At 65.6% G+C, this 16,705-nt stretch carries 15 protein-coding genes; 11 read left to right on the top strand and 4 right to left on the bottom strand.

Annotation, left to right across the window (positions count from 1 at the left end):
• Window positions 1–79 precede the first annotated feature (79 nt).
• From rdgB to ntrC, 5 genes are all read left to right on the top strand, one after another.
• Window positions 80–703, top strand: a complete 624-nt coding sequence (rdgB, locus tag HV793_RS14980; RefSeq protein ID WP_054454093.1) for an RdgB/HAM1 family non-canonical purine NTP pyrophosphatase — start codon at window positions 80–82, stop codon at window positions 701–703.
• Between the two features lie 37 nt (window positions 704–740).
• Complete coding sequence (hemW, locus tag HV793_RS14975) at window positions 741–1,961, top strand: radical SAM family heme chaperone HemW (protein ID WP_175213448.1); 1,221 nt, start codon at window positions 741–743, stop codon at window positions 1,959–1,961.
• Window positions 1,962–2,145: 184 nt separating this feature from the next.
• On the top strand, window positions 2,146–3,558 hold the full coding sequence (gene glnA, locus HV793_RS14970) for a type I glutamate--ammonia ligase (protein ID WP_054454097.1): 1,413 nt from the start codon (window positions 2,146–2,148) through the stop codon (window positions 3,556–3,558).
• Between the two features lie 183 nt (window positions 3,559–3,741).
• Complete coding sequence (gene glnL, locus HV793_RS14965; protein WP_054454100.1) at window positions 3,742–4,806, top strand: nitrogen regulation protein NR(II); 1,065 nt, start codon at window positions 3,742–3,744, stop codon at window positions 4,804–4,806.
• Window positions 4,806–6,299: a nitrogen regulation protein NR(I) gene (gene ntrC / locus HV793_RS14960; RefSeq protein ID WP_054454102.1), complete on the top strand. Its 1,494-nt coding sequence runs from the start codon at window positions 4,806–4,808 to the stop codon at window positions 6,297–6,299. The genes glnL and ntrC overlap by 1 nt, the downstream gene beginning before the upstream one ends.
• A gap of 18 nt (window positions 6,300–6,317) precedes the next feature.
• Here the strand turns inward: ntrC and HV793_RS14955 are convergent, their stop codons facing one another.
• A complete protein-coding gene (locus HV793_RS14955; protein WP_119451584.1) occupies window positions 6,318–7,232 on the bottom strand; it encodes a LysR family transcriptional regulator in 915 nt (304 codons plus the stop codon).
• Between the two features lie 172 nt (window positions 7,233–7,404).
• Here HV793_RS14955 and HV793_RS14950 point away from each other — a divergent pair, with 172 nt between their 5' ends.
• The 3 genes from HV793_RS14950 to HV793_RS14940 all read left to right on the top strand — a co-directional run bounded on the left by HV793_RS14950 (window position 7,405) and on the right by HV793_RS14940 (window position 10,181).
• Window positions 7,405–8,103, top strand: coding sequence for a pirin family protein (locus HV793_RS14950; protein ID WP_175213447.1), 699 nt, complete (start codon window positions 7,405–7,407; stop codon window positions 8,101–8,103).
• A gap of 104 nt (window positions 8,104–8,207) precedes the next feature.
• A complete protein-coding gene (locus HV793_RS14945; protein ID WP_054454108.1) occupies window positions 8,208–9,113 on the top strand; it encodes a pirin family protein in 906 nt (301 codons plus the stop codon).
• Window positions 9,114–9,203: 90 nt separating this feature from the next.
• On the top strand, window positions 9,204–10,181 hold the full coding sequence (locus tag HV793_RS14940) for a Bug family tripartite tricarboxylate transporter substrate binding protein (RefSeq protein ID WP_119451583.1): 978 nt from the start codon (window positions 9,204–9,206) through the stop codon (window positions 10,179–10,181).
• Between the two features lie 15 nt (window positions 10,182–10,196).
• Here HV793_RS14940 and HV793_RS14935 read toward each other — a convergent pair whose 3' ends face one another.
• The 3 genes from HV793_RS14935 to HV793_RS14925 all read right to left on the bottom strand — a co-directional run bounded on the left by HV793_RS14935 (window position 10,197) and on the right by HV793_RS14925 (window position 13,839).
• Window positions 10,197–10,973, bottom strand: a complete 777-nt coding sequence (locus HV793_RS14935; protein WP_054454830.1) for an ABC transporter ATP-binding protein — start codon at window positions 10,971–10,973, stop codon at window positions 10,197–10,199.
• Between the two features lie 5 nt (window positions 10,974–10,978).
• Entirely contained in the window at window positions 10,979–12,649 is a 1,671-nt protein-coding gene (locus HV793_RS14930; protein ID WP_054454113.1) for an ABC transporter permease, read from the bottom strand.
• A gap of 146 nt (window positions 12,650–12,795) precedes the next feature.
• Entirely contained in the window at window positions 12,796–13,839 is a 1,044-nt protein-coding gene (locus HV793_RS14925) for a Fe(3+) ABC transporter substrate-binding protein (protein ID WP_054454115.1), read from the bottom strand.
• A 337-nt stretch (window positions 13,840–14,176) separates the two neighbouring features.
• Between HV793_RS14925 and HV793_RS14920 the strand changes: the two genes are divergently transcribed.
• The 3 genes from HV793_RS14920 (at window position 14,177) to HV793_RS14910 (ending at window position 16,688) form a co-directional block, all read left to right on the top strand.
• Window positions 14,177–14,953: a ferredoxin--NADP reductase gene (locus tag HV793_RS14920; protein ID WP_054454116.1), complete on the top strand. Its 777-nt coding sequence runs from the start codon at window positions 14,177–14,179 to the stop codon at window positions 14,951–14,953.
• 186 nt (window positions 14,954–15,139) lie between these two features.
• A complete protein-coding gene (locus HV793_RS14915; protein WP_175213446.1) occupies window positions 15,140–15,667 on the top strand; it encodes a 2,4'-dihydroxyacetophenone dioxygenase family protein in 528 nt (175 codons plus the stop codon).
• Between the two features lie 49 nt (window positions 15,668–15,716).
• Window positions 15,717–16,688, top strand: coding sequence for a tripartite tricarboxylate transporter substrate binding protein (locus tag HV793_RS14910; RefSeq protein WP_054454119.1), 972 nt, complete (start codon window positions 15,717–15,719; stop codon window positions 16,686–16,688).
• Window positions 16,689–16,705: the final 17 nt, after the last annotated feature.

Raw genomic sequence — 16,705 nt, 5'->3', positions numbered from 1 at the left:
GGTATATCCTTTCGCCTCGCGGGGGCATGCCGCCCGCGGGCGGCGGCGGATGGGGCCCGCGCCCTATACAATTTGCCCCATGACTGCTCCCAAGATTCCCGATTCCCTGCGCCGCGTGGTGCTCGCCTCCAACAATGCCGGCAAGCTGCGCGAGTTTTCCGCCCTGTTCGCGCCCCTGGGCATCGAGCTTGTGCCCCAGGGCGAACTGGGCGTGCCCGAGGCCGAAGAGCCGCACGTGACGTTCGTCGAGAACGCGCTGGCCAAGGCCCGCCATGCCAGCCGCCTGACGGGACTGCCGGCCCTGGCCGACGATTCCGGCCTGTGCGTCGCGGCGCTGGATGGCGCGCCTGGCGTGTATTCGGCGCGCTATGCCAAGATGCTGGGCGGCGAAAAATCCGATCAGGCCAATAACGAACTGCTGGTGCGCAATCTGGCCGGCGTGGCCGACCGCAGCGCCTGGTACGTGGCGGTGCTGGCGCTGGTGCGTTCCGAGAACGATCCGCGGCCCCTGATAGGCGAAGGCCTGTGGCATGGCGAGATCATCGATCAGCCCGAAGGCGCCAACGGCTTTGGCTACGATCCGCATTTCTACCTGCCCGACCAGGCCCTGACCGCCGCCGCCCTGGAGCCCGAGGAAAAGAACCGGCTGAGCCATCGCGCCCGCGCCCTGCGCGAACTGTTGAGCAAGCTGAGCCAGGCTTGACTAGGGCGCCGCGTGGCGCCCGGTTCAGGAATTACGCATGTCCATCATCATTCCCATCCGCAACGACATGGGCGCGCAACCGTCGCGCCTGAAGCTGCCGGCCGGCGCCACGCTGACCAGCCTGCCGCCGCTGTCCGTCTATGTGCACGTGCCGTGGTGCGTGCGCAAATGTCCCTATTGCGACTTCAATTCCCACGCGGCGCCGGGCGAAATCCCGGAACGCGCCTATCTGGATGCCCTGCGCAGCGATCTGGAGCAGGCGCTGCCTTCGATCTGGGGGCGGCAGGTGGTATCCGTCTTCATCGGCGGAGGCACGCCCAGCCTGCTGTCGTCCGAAGGACTGGACGAACTGCTGGCGATGCTGCGCGCCTGTCTGAACCTGTGGCCCGACGCCGAAATCACCATGGAAGCCAATCCCGGCACGGCCGAGGCCGGGCGTTTCCGCGACTATGCCGCCAGCGGCGTAACGCGGTTTTCGCTGGGGATCCAGAGTTTCGACGATGCGCAGCTGAAGAAGCTGGGCCGCATCCATGACAGCGCGCAGGCGAGGGCGGCGATCGAGATGGCGCAGCGTGCGGTCTCGCGCGTCAACCTGGACATGATGTTCGCCTTGCCCGGCCAGACCCTGGAGGCCTGTGCGGCCGATCTGCGGCAGGCCGTGGCTTTTGGCACCGAGCACCTGTCGCTCTATCACCTGACGATGGAGCCCAATACCGTCTTCGCCAAGTTCCCCCCGCAGGACCTGCCCGACGACGACACCAGCGCCGCCATGCAGGACGCGGTGGAGGCCGAGCTGGCGGCGGCCGGCCTTGCCCGCTATGAGGTTTCCGCCTACGCGAAGCCCGGCGCGCGCTGCCGCCACAATCTGAATTACTGGGAATTTGGCGATTACCTGGGCCTGGGCCCGGGGGCGCACGGCAAGCTGTCCTTCCATGACCGCATCGTGCGCGAAGCGCGGCTGCGCGGGCCCGACTCGTGGATGCAGGCCGCCATGGCCCGCGACGGCAGCCACATCGCCGAAAGCCGCCAGGTCGGGCCGGACGAACTGCCGTTCGAGTTCATGCTGAACGCCCTGCGCCTGAAGGAGGGCGTAGCCGCCACCGCGTTCAACGAGCGCACCGGCCTGTCGCTGGCCGCCATTGCGCACCAATTGGAGGCGGCCTCCAAGCGCGGGCTGTTGGACGCCGATCCGACCCGGCTGCGCGCGACTCCATTGGGCTGGAGATTCCTTAACGACCTGCAGGAAATGTTCCTGTAGCGTTCATGCACCATAGTGGGGCAATCATGCTCCACTATTTGCACCATGATGGTGCTACATTTTCCCATGATCGAGCCGATTTCCCCGGGGAATCCCGGAGAGGAAACCTGGCACGCTTATTGCTTCCCTCTTTTATGCCAGTCGACGGGCAAAGCCCTCGACCTTTTTATCTAATGGAGATGACATGGCAAGCCCGAAAGATGTCCTGAAACAGATCGCCGACAACGAAGTCAAATTCGTGGATTTCCGCTTTACCGATACGATTGGCCGTGAGCACCACATTTCGGTGCCGATCAGCCAGATCGACGAAGACAAGCTGGAAAGCGGGCAGGCCTTCGACGGTTCGTCGATCCCGGGCTGGAAGGGCATCGAAGCCTCCGACATGCTGCTCATCCCCGACCTGTCCACCGCCAACCTGGATCCGTTCCGCGAAGAGCCGACCATGATCCTGTCGTGCGACGTGGTCGAACCTTCCGACCTGAAGGGCTACGACCGCGACCCGCGCTCGCTGGCCAAGCGCGCCGAAGCCTACCTCAAGTCCTCCGGCCTGGGCGACACCGCCTACTTTGGTCCGGAACCCGAATTCTTCGTCTTCGACGGCGTGACCTGGAACAGCGACATGTCCGGCACGTTCGTCAAGATCAAGTCCGAAGAAGCCCCCTGGTCCTCGGGCCTGGAATTCGAAGGCGGCAACACCGGCCACCGTCCCACCGTCAAGGGCGGCTACTTCCCCGTGCCCCCGGTCGACTCGTTCCAGGACATGCGTTCGGAAATGTGCCTGCTGATGGAACAGATGGGCGTGCCGGTCGAAGTGCACCACCATGAAGTGGCCGGCGCCGGCCAGCTCGAAATCGGCACCAAGTTCAGCACGCTGGTGCAGCGCGCCGACTGGACGCAGATCGTCAAGTACGTGATCCACAACGTGGCCCACGCCTACGGCAAGACCGCCACGTTCATGCCCAAGCCCATCGTCGGCGACAACGGCTCCGGCATGCACGTCCACCAGTCCATCTGGAAGGACGGCCAGAACCTGTTCGCGGGCAACGGCTACGCCGGCCTGTCGGAATTCGCGCTGTACTACATCGGCGGCATCATCAAGCACGCCCGCGCGCTGAACGCCATCACCAACCCCGGTACCAACTCGTACAAGCGCCTGGTTCCGCACTACGAAGCGCCCGTGAAGCTGGCTTACTCGGCCCGCAACCGTTCGGCCTCGATCCGTATTCCGTACGTCGGCAACCCGAAGGGCCGCCGCGTCGAAGCGCGCTTCCCGGACCCCCTGGCCAACCCGTACCTGGCTTTCTCGGCGCTGATGATGGCCGGCCTGGACGGCGTGCAGAACAAGATTCACCCCGGCGATCCCGCCGACAAGAACCTGTACGACCTGCCGCCGGAAGAAGACGCCAAGATCCCGACGGTCTGCGCCTCGCTGGAACAGGCTCTGGAAGCGCTGGACAACGACCGCGAGTTCCTGACCCGCGGCGGCGTGTTCAGCAACGACATGCTCACGGCCTACATCGACCTGAAGATGGCCGATGTGAACCGTCTGCGCATGACGCCGCACCCGGTCGAGTTCGACATGTACTACAGCCTCTAATGTCCTGAGGCAGTAGCTGGAGGTGGCGCGATGATGCAGGCAGAAACCAGGGCCGGCAGCACGCGCACCGCCAGATCGCGGTTCGACGTGCTGTCCGCCAGGCCTTACGCCTGGTGGACAGGGCGCCGGCTTCCGGCGCGGCCGTCGCGTTCCGCCGTCCCCTCACATTCGGGTATGTAGAAAATGAATGTAGAAGCTCTCGATTTGCTAGCCACGTCCGTTTTCCTGGTCAACGAGCGCGGTCATATCGAATACGCCAATGCGGCCGCTGAAGATCTGTTCGGCCGCTCGCGCAAGCAACTGGGCGGGCAATCCGCCGCCACGCTGTTCGACAGTCCGGAAAACATCCAATCCTCCATCGACCGCGCAGCCGCAGGGCGCTATGCCGACGTCAGGCAACTGGCCTCGTTGCGCCGCGCCGCGGAATCCGTGGAAGTTTCCGTGACGACGGTCGGACTGACGGGCCAGCGCTGGCCCGTGCTGATAGAAACCCGCGAGATCGAGCAGCGCGTGCTGGCCGACCGCAACCACCGCCTGGTTGACGAGATCGAAGCCCACCGCGAACTGCTGCGCAATCTGGCGCATGAAGTCAAGAATCCCCTGGGCGGCCTGCGCGGCGCCGCGCAATTGCTCGAAGCCGAACTGCCCAGCGCGGCACTGGCCGAGTACACCCAGGTCATCATTTCCGAAGCCGACCGCCTGCAGGCGCTGGTGGACCGCCTGAGCGGCCCGCAACGTGTGCCGCTGAACGCGCGGCCGGTGAACATCCATGAGATCTGCGAACGCGTCTGCGCGCTGATCCAGGCCGAATTCCGCAATGACGTCACGCTGCTGCGCGACTACGACGCCTCGGTGCCGGACCTGAAGGGCGATGCCGCCCGTCTGATGCAGGCCGTCCTGAATGTGGCGCGCAACGCCGCGCAGGAACTGGTGGCGCGGCCCCAGGGACCGCAGACCGAACCCGGCGTGGTCACGCTGCGCACGCGCGTCGCGCGGCAGGTGATGCTGGCCCACCGCCAGCATCGTCTGGCGCTGGTGCTGTCCATCACTGACAACGGTCCCGGCGTGCCGGATCAGATCCGCGACCGCATCTTCCATCCGCTGGTCACGGCGCGGGCGGGAGGCACCGGCCTGGGCTTGAGCCTGGCACAGGACTTCGTGCAGCAGCACGGCGGCATCATCGAATTTGAATCCCGGCCCGGCCGCACCGAATTCCGCCTGGTCCTACCGATGGAGCCTGCACACTGATGAAACCCGTATGGATCGTCGATGATGACCAGGCCATCCGCTGGGTCCTGGAAAAAGCCCTGGCGCGTGCCGGTGTGCCCACCCGCAGTTTTTCGCAATCAGCCGACGTGCTGGAAGCGCTGTCGCACGAAGCGCCCGCCGCGCTGGTGTCCGACATCCGCATGCCAGGCGGCAACGGCCTGGAGCTGCTGCGCCAGCTGAAGGAACGCAACCCCGGCCTGCCGGTCATCGTCATGACCGCGTTCGCCGACCTGGACAGCACCGTTTCCGCCTTTCAGGGCGGGGCGTTCGATTACCTGGCCAAGCCGTTCGACGTGAACGAGGCGGTGGCGCTGATCCAGCGCGCCATGCAGGAATCCGCCGAGCCTGAAAGTCCCGAAGGGCAGGGCGAATCGGCGCAGAACAACGAGCGGTGGATGATGACGCAGTCCTCGTCTACCGCAATGCAGGAAGTGTTCCGCGCGATCGGCCGGCTGGCGCAGTCCAAGGTCACCGTGCTGATCACCGGCGAATCCGGCACCGGCAAGGAGCTCGTGGCGCGCGCCTTGCACGGCCATGGCGTGCGCGCCGGCGGACCCTTCGTGGCGCTGAACGCGGCGGCCATTCCGCGCGATCTGCTGGAGGCCGAGCTGTTCGGCCACGAACGTGGCGCGTTCACGGGCGCCAACAACCTGCGTCGCGGCCGCTTCGAGGAAGCGCATGGCGGCACGCTGTTCCTGGACGAAATCGGCGACATGCCGATCGAGTTGCAGACGCGCCTGTTGCGCGTGCTGGCAGAAGGCAGCTTCTACCGCGTCGGCGGCGCGCAGCCGGTGCGCGTCGACGTACGCATCGTCGCCGCCACCCATCAACCGCTGGAACAGCGCGTGGAGCAGGGCCTGTTCCGCGAGGACTTGTTCCACCGCCTGAACGTGATCCGTCTGCGCCTGCCGCCATTGCGCGAACGGGTGGAGGACATTCCGGCGCTGGCCGGCCACTTCCTGACCGCCAGCGCCCGTGCGCTGGGAGTGCCGGTCAAGCGCCTGACGCCGGAGGCGCTTGCCGTGCTGTCCAAGTTCGATTTTCCGGGCAACGTGCGCCAGCTGGAGAACTTCTGCCATTGGCTGACCGTGATGGCGCCCGGCCAGACGGTCGAGCCGGCGGACCTGCCGCCGGAAATCCGCGCCATGGAGCACCAGCCGCAGCCGAGTCCCGCGCCGTTGCGTCCGGCCGTGTCCATGGCCGGCGTGGGCACCGTGGTTCCGACCTCGGCGCCCATGGAAGCGGGCTCTCCACGCAACTGGCAGGACTCCCTGCTGCGCGACGCGCAGTACCGGCTGGAACGTGGCGAACCGGCGGTCATGGCCACGCTCACGCGCCAGTTCGAGAAGATCCTGCTGCAAAGCGCGCTGGACGCGAGCCGCGGCCGCCGGGTCGAGGCCGCCAGCCGCCTGGGCATTGGCCGCAACACCATCACGCGCAAGCTGCGCGAGTTGGGCATCGAGGACGAATAAGGCGCGCGGCCGCGCGCCTTATCCCATCCCCAACAGGCTCTCGCAGAGGCGCGGCGATTTCAGCTTCTGCAGCCACCATTTCAGGGCTTCGCCCGGCGGCTCCGAGCGCCAGGCGTACGTCAGGTGTTCCGTCAGGGACATGCCTTCGTCCGTTTCGCACACCACCAGCAAGCCTTGCGCCAGATACGGCGCGGCCAGGGTCAGCGGCAAGTAGCCGCAGCCCAGGCCGCGCACCTGGGCGTCTATCTTGGCCTGCATGGTAGGCATGACCAGGGTGGGCTGTTCGGCCAGGATGCCGCGCGTCTGCGGCGCCAGGTTACGCGACGTGTCCGCCACCACCACCGCGCAATAACGCGTGATGTCGGCGCGGCTCAAGGGCTGCGGCAGCGAAGCAAGCGGATGGTGCGAGGCCACGCAGAAGCCGAATTGGGATTGGCCCATGGCTTGCGAGCGATAGGGGCCGGTCGGCTCGCCCGCCGAGCCAGCGCCGATGACCAGGTCGGCCCGTCCTGAGGTCAGGGCGTCCCAGTTGCCGCTCAATACCTCGCTGGAAAAGCGCAGCGTGGTGGCGCTACCCAGCGCCTGGAACTCCTCGATCAGGTCGTACAGCGGCCGCCACGGCAGCACCGCGCTGACCGCGATGCGCAACTCCACCTCCCAGCCCGTGGCAATGCGCTTGACGCGGCAGGCCAGGTCGTCCAGCGATTGCAAGACGTGGCGGCCTTCCTTCAGCAGCGTTTCGCCCGCTGGCGTCAGCAGCGCGCGGTGTCCGGATCGGTCGAACAACAGCACGTCCAGGCCGTCTTCCAGCTTGCGGATGGAGTAGGTGACGGCCGAAGGCACCTTGCCCAGTTCGCGGGCGGCCTTGGCAAAGCTGCCGTGGCGGGCGATGGCGTCCACCAGGATCAGAAGTTCGGGGGTGATGGCTTGCATGGTCGGGGCTTGGCACCAATGTTCAAAAAATTTGAATGGTTTCGTCAAAATATAGCGCCAAACAGGCCGGGCTGCACGCGCACAATATCACTCATGCCGGTGGTGCAGCGGCTTCTCGGGAAATGAAGGCCAGGCTGCACAACCATTCACATTATTGAAACAGGAGTCCGCAATGCTTACCACTCGCCGCGCTGCTGAACGGGGTCACGCCAACCACGGATGGCTGGACTCGTTCCACACGTTTTCCTTCGCCAACTACTACGACCCGGCCCACATGGGCTTTGGCGCCCTGCGCGTGATCAATGACGACCGCATCGCGGCCGGCCGCGGCTTCGGCACGCATGGCCATCGCGACATGGAAATCATCACCTACGTGCTGGATGGCGCGATCGCCCACAAGGACAGCATGGGCAGCGGCTCGACCATCCAGCCCGGCAACGTGCAGCGCATGAGCGCCGGCCGCGGGGTCATGCACTCGGAGTTCAACCCGCTGGCGGACCGCGAAACGCACATGCTGCAGATCTGGATCGAGCCCGACGTCACTGGCATTGCGCCCGAGTACGAAGAGCGCAACTTCAGCGACGAGCAGAAGCGCGGCCGGCTGCAAGCGCTGGTGTCGCCGGATGGCGCTGACGGTTCGATGAAGATCCATCAGGATGCGCGCCTGTATGGCGGGCTGTTCGACGGCGACGAGTCCGCCGCGCTGGAACTGGCCGCCGGCCGCCGCGCCTGGGTGCACGTGGCCCGCGGCAGCCTGACAGTCAACGGCGTTGAGCTGTCGGCTGGCGACGCGCTCGCCATCACCGGCGAGCCGCGCGTCGAGCTGTCGGGCGGCAAGCAGGCCGAAGTCCTGGTGTTCGACCTGGCGTGATGCGTCAAGGCGGGCGGGCTGGATCAGTCCGCCCGCCGCTGTTTTTTCCATGCAGGCGGCAGGCCTTAAGATGGTCCTAGTCCCCACAACCCGGAGAGTCCGATATGTCCACCTTGTCCGAAGCCGGCGAAAGCCAGATTGAAGCCGTCGTCGTGCCGCGCACCAGCGACCTGGGCGGCTTTTCCGTGCGCCGCGCCATCCCGTCCGCACAGCGCCGCACTGTCGGGCCGTTCGTGTTCCTGGACCACATGGGTCCGGTCGAGTTTGCCGCCGGTACGGGCATAGACGTGCGCCCGCATCCGCATATCGGCCTGTCCACGGTGACCTATCTGTACGAAGGCTCCATGGTGCATCGCGATGGCGCGGGCCACACCCAGACCATTTTGCCGGGCGAGGTCAACTGGATGACGGCGGGCCGCGGCATCGTGCATTCGGAACGCTCCTCGCCCGAAAGCCGCCAGGCCGCGCAGCGTCTCTGTGGCCTGCAGATCTGGGTGGGGCTGCCCAAGGAACATGAGGAAACCGATCCGGGCTTCACCCACTACGGCCTGGACGCGCAACCGGTCATCGAAGGCGAGGGCGTGCGCGCCCAGGTGGTGGCGGGTTCGTTGTTCGGCAAGACGTCCTCGGTGAAGACGCTGTCGCCGCTGTTCTATGGCGATCTGCAATTGCAGGCGGGCGCGACCACGGTGCTGCCGGCCGAGCATGAAGAGCGCGCCGCCTATCTGGCGCAGGGCACGGTCGAGATCGACGGGCAGGAGTTCGAAAGCGGCCGCCTGGTCGTGTTTGCGCCGGGCCGCCCCGTGCAGATCCGCGCCAAGACTGCGGCGCGCTTTGCGGTGATCGGCGGAGAGCCACTGGACGGGCCGCGCTTCGTGTGGTGGAACTTCGTCTCCAGCAGCAAGGACCGCATCGAACAGGCCAAGCAGGATTGGCAGCGCAGCCGCTTCGACCAGATCGTGCCGGGCGACGAGACCGAGTACATCCCGCTGCCCGAGCCGCGCGCCTGAGTCAGCGCTCGAACCGGCCGCACGCAATCGCCGCGCGGCCGGCGGTATGATGCGCCTCCGACCCTCACAACAAAACGGGATGGAGACATCATGCATCGCTACACATTCAACGCGCTGCGCGGCCTGGCCGCGCTGGCGCTGATCCAGGGCGCTTCGGCGGCGCTCGCTGCCGGGTATCCGGCCAAGCCCATCACCTTCATCGTGCCTTACACCGCAGGCGGCACCACCGACCTGGTGGCGCGCACCGCGGGCCAGAAGGTCGCGGAAAAATTGGGCCAGCCCGTCATAGTCGAAAACCGTCCCGGCGCGGGCGGCAATATCGGCATGGACGCCGTGGCCAAGGCCGCGCCCGACGGCTACACCATCGGCTTCGGCGCTATCTCCACCAACGCGCTGAATCCTTTCGTCTACCCCTCCATGCCTTTCGATCCCACCAAGGATTTCACGGGCGTCAGCATGCTGGGCGCTTCCACCGTGGTGCTGGAAGTCGGTCCTGCGCTGAAGGTCGACAGCGTCAAGGACCTGGTCGCTTATGCCAAGCAGCATCCGGGCACCTCGTTCGGCACGCCGGGCACTGGCACGTCCATGCATCTGGCTGGCGTGATGTTCGACCAGCTGACCGGCGCCGGCATGCAGCACATTCCTTACAAGGGCAGCGCGCAGGGGCTGAACGACCTGCTGGGAGGGCACTTGCCGGTGATGTTCGACAATCTGCCGGCGTCGCTGCCGCACATCAAGGCGGGCAAAGTGCATGCGCTGGCCGTGACGGGCAGCAAGCGGGCGCCCGCCTTGCCGGACGTGCCGACGCTGGCCGAGCTGGGCTATGAAGCAGCCGTGGTCGATCCGTGGTTCGCGGTCTATGGGCCTGCGAAGATGTCGCCTGAAGCGACCAAGGCGCTGAGCGAAGCCTTCCAATGGGCGCTGGCCTTGCCGGAAGTGAAAGGCAAGCTGGAGCAGGCCGGTTTCATGCCCTACGGCTCCACGCCGCAGGAAGTGGAACGCCTGACCCAGAGCCAGCACGAGGCCTTCAAGGCCTTGTCGCAGAAAGTGAAGCTGTCGGCCGACTGAGCGGCCGGGACGACTTCAGCGGCCGCGGGCGTAGGCTTGCTCGCGCCGCTCTTCCAGCGCTTCGCGGCGGATGAAGTCGCGCACGAAGTCGCTGGCGGGATGATGGTGCAGGTTGTAGGGCGTGTCCCACTGCGCGATGCTGCCCTTGGACATGACGCCGATGCGGTCGGCGATGGCGAAGGCTTCGGCCTGGTTGTGCGTGACCAGGATGGCCGTGTGGCCGGTGGTCTTGAGGATGTCGCGCACTTCAAAGGCCAGGCGTTCGCGCGTGTCCACGTCCAGGTTCGAGAACGGCTCGTCCAGCAGCAGCAGGTCGGGCGAGGGCGCCAGCGCGCGAGCCAGCGCCACGCGCTGCTGCTGGCCGCCGGAGATCTCGTGCGGATAGCTGTTGGCGGCATGCGCCAGGCCCACCAGTTCCAGCATCTCTTCGACGCGGCGCGCGCGTTCCGGGCGCGCCATCTTGCGCAGGCCGAAGGCCACGTTCAGCGCCACCGTCAGGTGCGGGAACAGCGCGTAGTCCTGGAACATCATGCCCACCCGGCGATGTTCGGGCGCCACCTGCACGGTGGGCGAGGAAATGACGGCGCCATCCAGCAGGATGCGTCCGGCCCGCACTGGCTCAAAACCGGCGATGGCCCGGAGCACCGTGGTCTTGCCGCAGCCGGATTCGCCCAGCAGGCAACCGATATGGCCCACGGGCAGGCCCAGCGTCAGGTCCTGCACCACGGGCTTGAGTCCCGCCGGGGTCTCGTAGGCGAGGGAAAGGTGATCGAGTTCTAACAGATCGGGCACGATGATCAATGTCCCATTTTCAGATTGGTGCGCGCCAGCAGGATGACGGGGAACAGGCCGGCCAGCACGATGGCCAGCGCGGCGACGGCGCCTTCTTCATAGGTGCCGCGGGCCGCTTCGGCGTATAGCCAGGTTGCCAGCGTGTCGAAATTCATGGGCCGCAGCAGCAGTGTCGCGGGCAGTTCCTTCATGGCGTCCACGAACACCAGCAGGGCGCTGGCGGCCAGCGCCGGGCGCAAGAGCGGCAGGTGTACGCGGCGCAGGGTGCCGGCCGAGCTTTCGCCCAGCAGGCGCGAGGCTTGCTCCAGCGACGGCGGAATGCGGGCCAGGCCGGCTTCCAGTGCGCCAGTGGAAATCGCCAGGAAACGGATCGCATAGGCGCAGACCAGCGCGCCCATCGAGCCCATCAGGAACAGGCCCGTGCCGCCGAAGACCTTGGCGACCGCGGTATCTATCCAGACGAAGGGCGTCAGCAGGCCGATGGCCAGCACCGTGCCGGGCACGGCATAGCCCAGGCTGGCGATGCGCGCGCAGGCGCGGCCCGGGTTGAAGCCCGAGCTTTCGCGCAGCGTGCGTCCGGCCCAGGCCACGATCAGCCCGCAAAGCAGGGTGACGATGGTGGCGCTGAAGGCGACGATCAGGGTGTTGCTCAAGCCGTTCAACAGCTGGTGGGAAACGCCGCCAACCAGATGCAGGCGCTTGTAGGTCTCCACGACCAGATAGAGCGCCGGCGCGACAAACCCGATCAGTACCGGTATCCAGCCCAGCGCCGCGGCAACGGCCGCCGCCGGACCGCGCAGGCGGCGCGGCTGCATCGGGCGCATGCGCTGCGTGTTGGCGTAGCGCTGGCGCTTGCGGCCATGGCGTTCCAGCAGGATCAGCCCGATCACGATGGCCAGCATGGTCAGCGCGATCTGCGCCGCGCCCGCCAGGTCCGAACGCGTGACCCAGGTGGTGTAGACCGACACGGTCAGCGTCTGCACGCCCAGGAATTCGGAGGCGCCGATATCGTTCAGCGTTTCCAGCAACGCCAGGCTCACGCCCACCACGATGGCGGGCCGGGCCAGGGGCAGGGCGACCCGGAAGAACACGGCGATGCGGCCGGCGCCGAGCGTGCGGGCCGCTTCCAGCAGGCTGGCTGCCTGCGTCATGAACATGACCCGGGTGCTCAGGTACACATAGGGATAGAGCACAAAGCCCAGCACGAAGATGGCGCCGTAGATCGAGCGCAGATCCGGCAGGCGGAACTGGCGCGGACTGTCATAGCCCAGCAGCGCGCGGATCGCCGACTGTATCGGACCGATGGGATGCAGCAGGTCCAGATAGGCGAAGGCGATGATGTAGGTCGGCACCGCCAGCGGCAGCAGCAGCGCCCAGGTCAGCACGCGGCGCGTAGGGAAGTCGTAAGCGGTCACCAGCCATGCCGCGCCGGTACCCAGCAGCGTCACCAGCACGCCCACGCCGGCCAGCAGCATGGCGGTATTGGCCAGCGCCTGGGGCAATACGTAATTGGCCAGATGCTGCCAATGCGAGAGTTCGCCGCCCAGCGCCCACCAGCCCAGCGTCAGGACGGGCGCCAATACGGCCAGCGCGATCAGGGCGGCGCCGGCCAGCCAGCCGGCCCCGCGTTCAGTCCAGCGCAGACGCAGCGGCCGGGGCAAAGAATCTGTGTGCATGCTTCAAAGTCGATTGCATCAATGGCAAGGCCTGCTCCCCCGAAAAGAAGGGAGCAGGCCCTACGCGTGAGCTTATGCGCAGCCCGCGCGTTTGTCACTGCCGCATGGTTTCGCCAAGCCGGCGGGCGTGGCGGTCCACAGGCCTATCAGTTGTCGAAACCGACTTTGTCCACCAGTTCGCTGGCTTGCTTGCGATGCTTGGCGATCTCGGTCAGCGGCAGCGGGTCCACCTTCAGTTCGCCAAAGCTGGCGATCACGGGGTCCAGCTTCACGCCCTTGCGGACGGGGTATTCATAGTTGGCCTGGGCGTACAGGGCCTGGGCGGGCTCGGACACCAGGAAGTCCAGCAGCTTGACCGCGTTGGCCTTGTTCGGCGCATGGGCGGCAACGGCGGCGCCGCTGACGTTCACGTGCGTGCCGCCGCTCTTGGCGTTGGCGAAGGTCGGGCGGATCACCTTGATGGCGTCGCCCCACTTGCGGGCGTCGGTGCCGGGTTCGGCGTTCTTCATGTGGCCGACGTAATAAGCATTGGCCAGGCCGATGTCGCAGATGCCGCCCAGGATGTCGCGGGCCACGTCGCGGTCGCCGCCGGCAGCCTTGCGGGCCAGGTTGGCCTTGACGCCGCGCAGCCATTTTTCGGTGGCTTCGGCGCCGTCATGCGCGATCATGGAGGCGACCAGCGCGGTGTTGTAGGGGTGTTGGCCCGAACGGATGCAGACCTTGCCCTTCCACTTCGGATCGGCCAGGTCTTCGTAGCGGAAGGCTTCCAGCTTCAGGTCCTTTTCCACGTACAGCACGCGGTCGCGCAGCGACAGGGCGTACCACTTGCCGTCGGCGCCGCGCAGGTTGGCGGGAATGACGGATTCCAGGGTTTGCGACTTGATCGACTGGGTCACGCCGCCGTCGACCAGATCCAGCAGGTTGCCGATGTCCACGGTCATCAGCACGTCGGCGGGCGACTTGGCGCCTTCGGCCTTGACGCGCTCCAGCAGGCCGTCCTTGACGAAGACCGTATTGACCTTGATGCCGCTTTCCTTGGTGAAGGCGTCCAGCAGCGGCTGGATCAGCTTGGGTTCCCGGGTGGTGTAGAGGCTGACTTCCTCGGCGGCGTTGGCCGACACGGTGAAGGCGGCGGCGCCGGCCAGCGCCAGGGCGCGCAGCAGCGAATTCAATTGGGGACGCTTGGTCATGACGAGGTGCTCCGGCTAGGGCTGCAGAGGAATTCCCGAGGCTTCAGGCCTTTCCGCTGCTCAAAACAGTCTGCTAACGAAAATGATTATCAAATGAGAACGCGACGATAACAGGAAGCAAAGCGGCGTTCAACTAGTCGTAAGTCAGGCAGGCTTCAGGCTTGATCCCCATCAATACGGCATAAGGGTATTACGGAATAATGAGAGCAGTTATCATCAAGACCCTGTAGAATAGGGTCAACCCTAATGCCGGCCGCGTCTTTTGTGCGGCACGGAATGACCCAGCGGCACAAGCCGGGCTCATGGCCCGGGGCGGTCGCCCCTAATTTGATACGACATGGCTGCTTTCAACACTGAGCGCGTACTAAGCGTGCACCACTGGAACGACACCCTGTTTTCCTTTACCACGACGCGTGACTCGGCCTTGCGGTTCCACAATGGCCACTTCGTGATGATCGGACTGGAAGTTGAAGGCAAGCCTCTGTTGCGAGCCTACAGCATCGCCAGCGCCAACTATGAAGAGAACCTCGAGTTCCTCAGCATCAAGGTGCAGAACGGCCCGCTCACGTCGCGCCTGCAGCATCTGAAAGAAGGCGACACCATCCTGGTCAGCCGCAAGCCCGTGGGCACCCTGGTCGTGGACGACCTGAAGCCGGGCAAGCACCTGTTCCTGTTCGGCACGGGCACGGGCCTGGCGCCGTTCATGAGCATCATCAAGGATCCGGACGTCTACGAACGCTTCGACAAGGTCATCCTGGTGCATGGCGTGCGTTGGGTCAGCGAACTGGCCTACGCCGACTTCATCGAAAAGGAACTGCCGAACAACGAATTCTTCGGCGACGTCGTGCGCGACAAACTCGTGTACTACCCGACGGTCACGCGCGAACCGTTCCGCAACCAAGGCCGCATCACCGAGCTGATGGAAAACGGCAAGCTGTGCGCCGACATCGGCATTCCGCAGATCAATCCGGAAACCGACCGCGCCATGATCTGCGGCAGCCCGCATATGCTGGCCGATATCAGCGCCATGCTGGACAAGCGCGGCTTCACGGTGTCGCCGGGCGTGGGCCAGCCGGGCGACTACGTGGTCGAGCGGGCATTCGTGGACAAATAAGTCCCGGCGCCGGCGCCAAGCCAAAAACCCATCGCAGCGATGCGATGGGTTTTTTGTTTTTTGGCGCGCCGCGGCCTGATGCTGCGGCGCCCCTAAGGGTTAGCCCGCTGTAGCCGCGGGCAGGGCAGTTCTTATAATTCGTCCATAAAGTAAACATATTGTCCATAATATGGAAGGATTAAAGAAATGCCATTGGAACAGAGTGACACCGAGCCCCTGACCCCATACCAGTACCCGAATCCGCCCGAGGCCCTGCCAGAGATCGTGATTCCGCATGCGATCCCGACCGACGAGAGGCTGTGGGTACCGCAGGCCGAGAACGTCTGGTTCCGCCCGCTCTGTCTGAACGCCAGCCAGGGCTACTGGATGAACCTGCTGCGCGTGCGCAAGTCAGGCGTGCTCAGCCGCCATCGCCATCCGCAGGCCGTGCATGGCTTCGTCCTGAAGGGCCGCTGGCGCTATCTGGAACACGACTGGGAGGCGACTGAAGGCAGCTACGTGTTCGAGCCGCCAGGGGAGACGCACACGCTCTACGTGCCGCCCGACGTCGAGGAAATGATCACGTACTTCCAGGTCAACGGCGTCATGTACTACACCGACCCCTGGGGCAAGCGCATGGGTTACGAAGACGTGTTCACCAAGATCGACATGTGCCGCAAGCACTTCGCGGACGTCGGCCTGGGCGAAGACTACGTAAAGCAGTTCATACGCTGAAATTCCGCATTCCCACCCGCAGCACATAAATATAATCCGGAGACACACCATGAAACGTCGTGCGTTCAATCGCTGCATTCTTTCCGCGCTGCTGGGCAGCGCCGCGCTGGCCGCGGGGCCAGTGGCGCTGGCGCAGAATTTCCCCAACCGGGCCATCGAGATCGTGGTGCCGTTTGCCGCGGGAGGCGGCACGGACGCCATGGCGCGGGCCATGGGCGACGCCTCGCGCACCCATCTGACGCAGCCCATCGTGGTGCTGAACAAGCCGGGCGCGGCGGGCGGGATCGGCCTGACGGAAGTGGCCAACGCCAAGCCCGACGGCTACAAGCTGGCGCTGGTGACGGCCGACATGGTGATCATTCCCCACCTGGGCCTGACCAAGACCACCTACGAGAAGTTCACGCCCATCATCCAGCTCAATGCCGATCCTTCGGCCATCACGGTGGCCGCCGATTCGCCGTACAACACCATCGAAGCGTTCCTGGAGGCGGCCCGCGCCAAGCCTGAGAGCATGCAGGTGGGGAACGCGGGCATCGGCTCGATCTGGCATCTGGCAGCCGCCGCGCTGGAGGACAAGACGGGCGCCAAGTTCAACCACATCCCCTTCAATGGCGGCAATCCGGCAGTGCTGGCCTTGCTGGGCGGACACATCGATGCGGTGGCGGTGAGCCCGGCAGAGGTCATGCAGTACGTCAAGGCCGGCAAGCTCAAGCCGCTGGCGGTCATGGCCGACGCGCGCGTGCCCGGTTTCGAGAACGTGCCCACGCTGAAGGAGCGCAACATCGATCTGTCGATCGGCACCTGGCGCGGCATCGCCGCGCCCAAGGGCACGCCGCAGCCGGTACTGGACGTGCTGGGCGCCGCGTTCCGGCAGGCAGCCGCCGAAAACAGCCTGAAGCGCTTCATGGCGGAGCAGAACCTGGGCTATGCGGTCGCGGATCAACAGACGTTCACGGCGCTGATGGAGCGCGACAATACGACGTTCAAGGCGCTGATCGAAAAGTTCGGCATGCGCCAATAGACTGCAGGCAACGACAA

The organism is Achromobacter aegrifaciens (genome assembly GCF_902859965.1).
GTDB lineage: Bacteria > Pseudomonadota > Gammaproteobacteria > Burkholderiales > Burkholderiaceae_B > Achromobacter > Achromobacter aegrifaciens.
This window is presented reverse-complemented; position numbering and strand designations above follow the sequence as displayed.

Excerpts from the sequence above, each read along its gene's own strand:
- rdgB (WP_054454093.1), top strand. The coding sequence starts at position 80 with ATGACTGCTCCCAAGATTCCCGATTCCCTGCGCCGCGTGGTGCTCGCC.
- hemW (WP_175213448.1), top strand. The coding sequence starts at position 741 with ATGTCCATCATCATTCCCATCCGCAACGACATGGGCGCGCAACCGTCG.
- glnA (WP_054454097.1), top strand. The coding sequence starts at position 2,146 with ATGGCAAGCCCGAAAGATGTCCTGAAACAGATCGCCGACAACGAAGTC.
- glnL (WP_054454100.1), top strand. The coding sequence starts at position 3,742 with ATGAATGTAGAAGCTCTCGATTTGCTAGCCACGTCCGTTTTCCTGGTC.
- ntrC (WP_054454102.1), top strand. The coding sequence starts at position 4,806 with ATGAAACCCGTATGGATCGTCGATGATGACCAGGCCATCCGCTGGGTC.
- HV793_RS14955 (WP_119451584.1), bottom strand. The coding sequence starts at position 7,232 with ATGCAAGCCATCACCCCCGAACTTCTGATCCTGGTGGACGCCATCGCC.
- HV793_RS14950 (WP_175213447.1), top strand. The coding sequence starts at position 7,405 with ATGCTTACCACTCGCCGCGCTGCTGAACGGGGTCACGCCAACCACGGA.
- HV793_RS14945 (WP_054454108.1), top strand. The coding sequence starts at position 8,208 with ATGTCCACCTTGTCCGAAGCCGGCGAAAGCCAGATTGAAGCCGTCGTC.
- HV793_RS14940 (WP_119451583.1), top strand. The coding sequence starts at position 9,204 with ATGCATCGCTACACATTCAACGCGCTGCGCGGCCTGGCCGCGCTGGCG.
- HV793_RS14930 (WP_054454113.1), bottom strand. The coding sequence starts at position 12,649 with ATGCACACAGATTCTTTGCCCCGGCCGCTGCGTCTGCGCTGGACTGAA.
- HV793_RS14925 (WP_054454115.1), bottom strand. The coding sequence starts at position 13,839 with ATGACCAAGCGTCCCCAATTGAATTCGCTGCTGCGCGCCCTGGCGCTG.
- HV793_RS14920 (WP_054454116.1), top strand. The coding sequence starts at position 14,177 with ATGGCTGCTTTCAACACTGAGCGCGTACTAAGCGTGCACCACTGGAAC.
- HV793_RS14915 (WP_175213446.1), top strand. The coding sequence starts at position 15,140 with ATGCCATTGGAACAGAGTGACACCGAGCCCCTGACCCCATACCAGTAC.
- HV793_RS14910 (WP_054454119.1), top strand. The coding sequence starts at position 15,717 with ATGAAACGTCGTGCGTTCAATCGCTGCATTCTTTCCGCGCTGCTGGGC.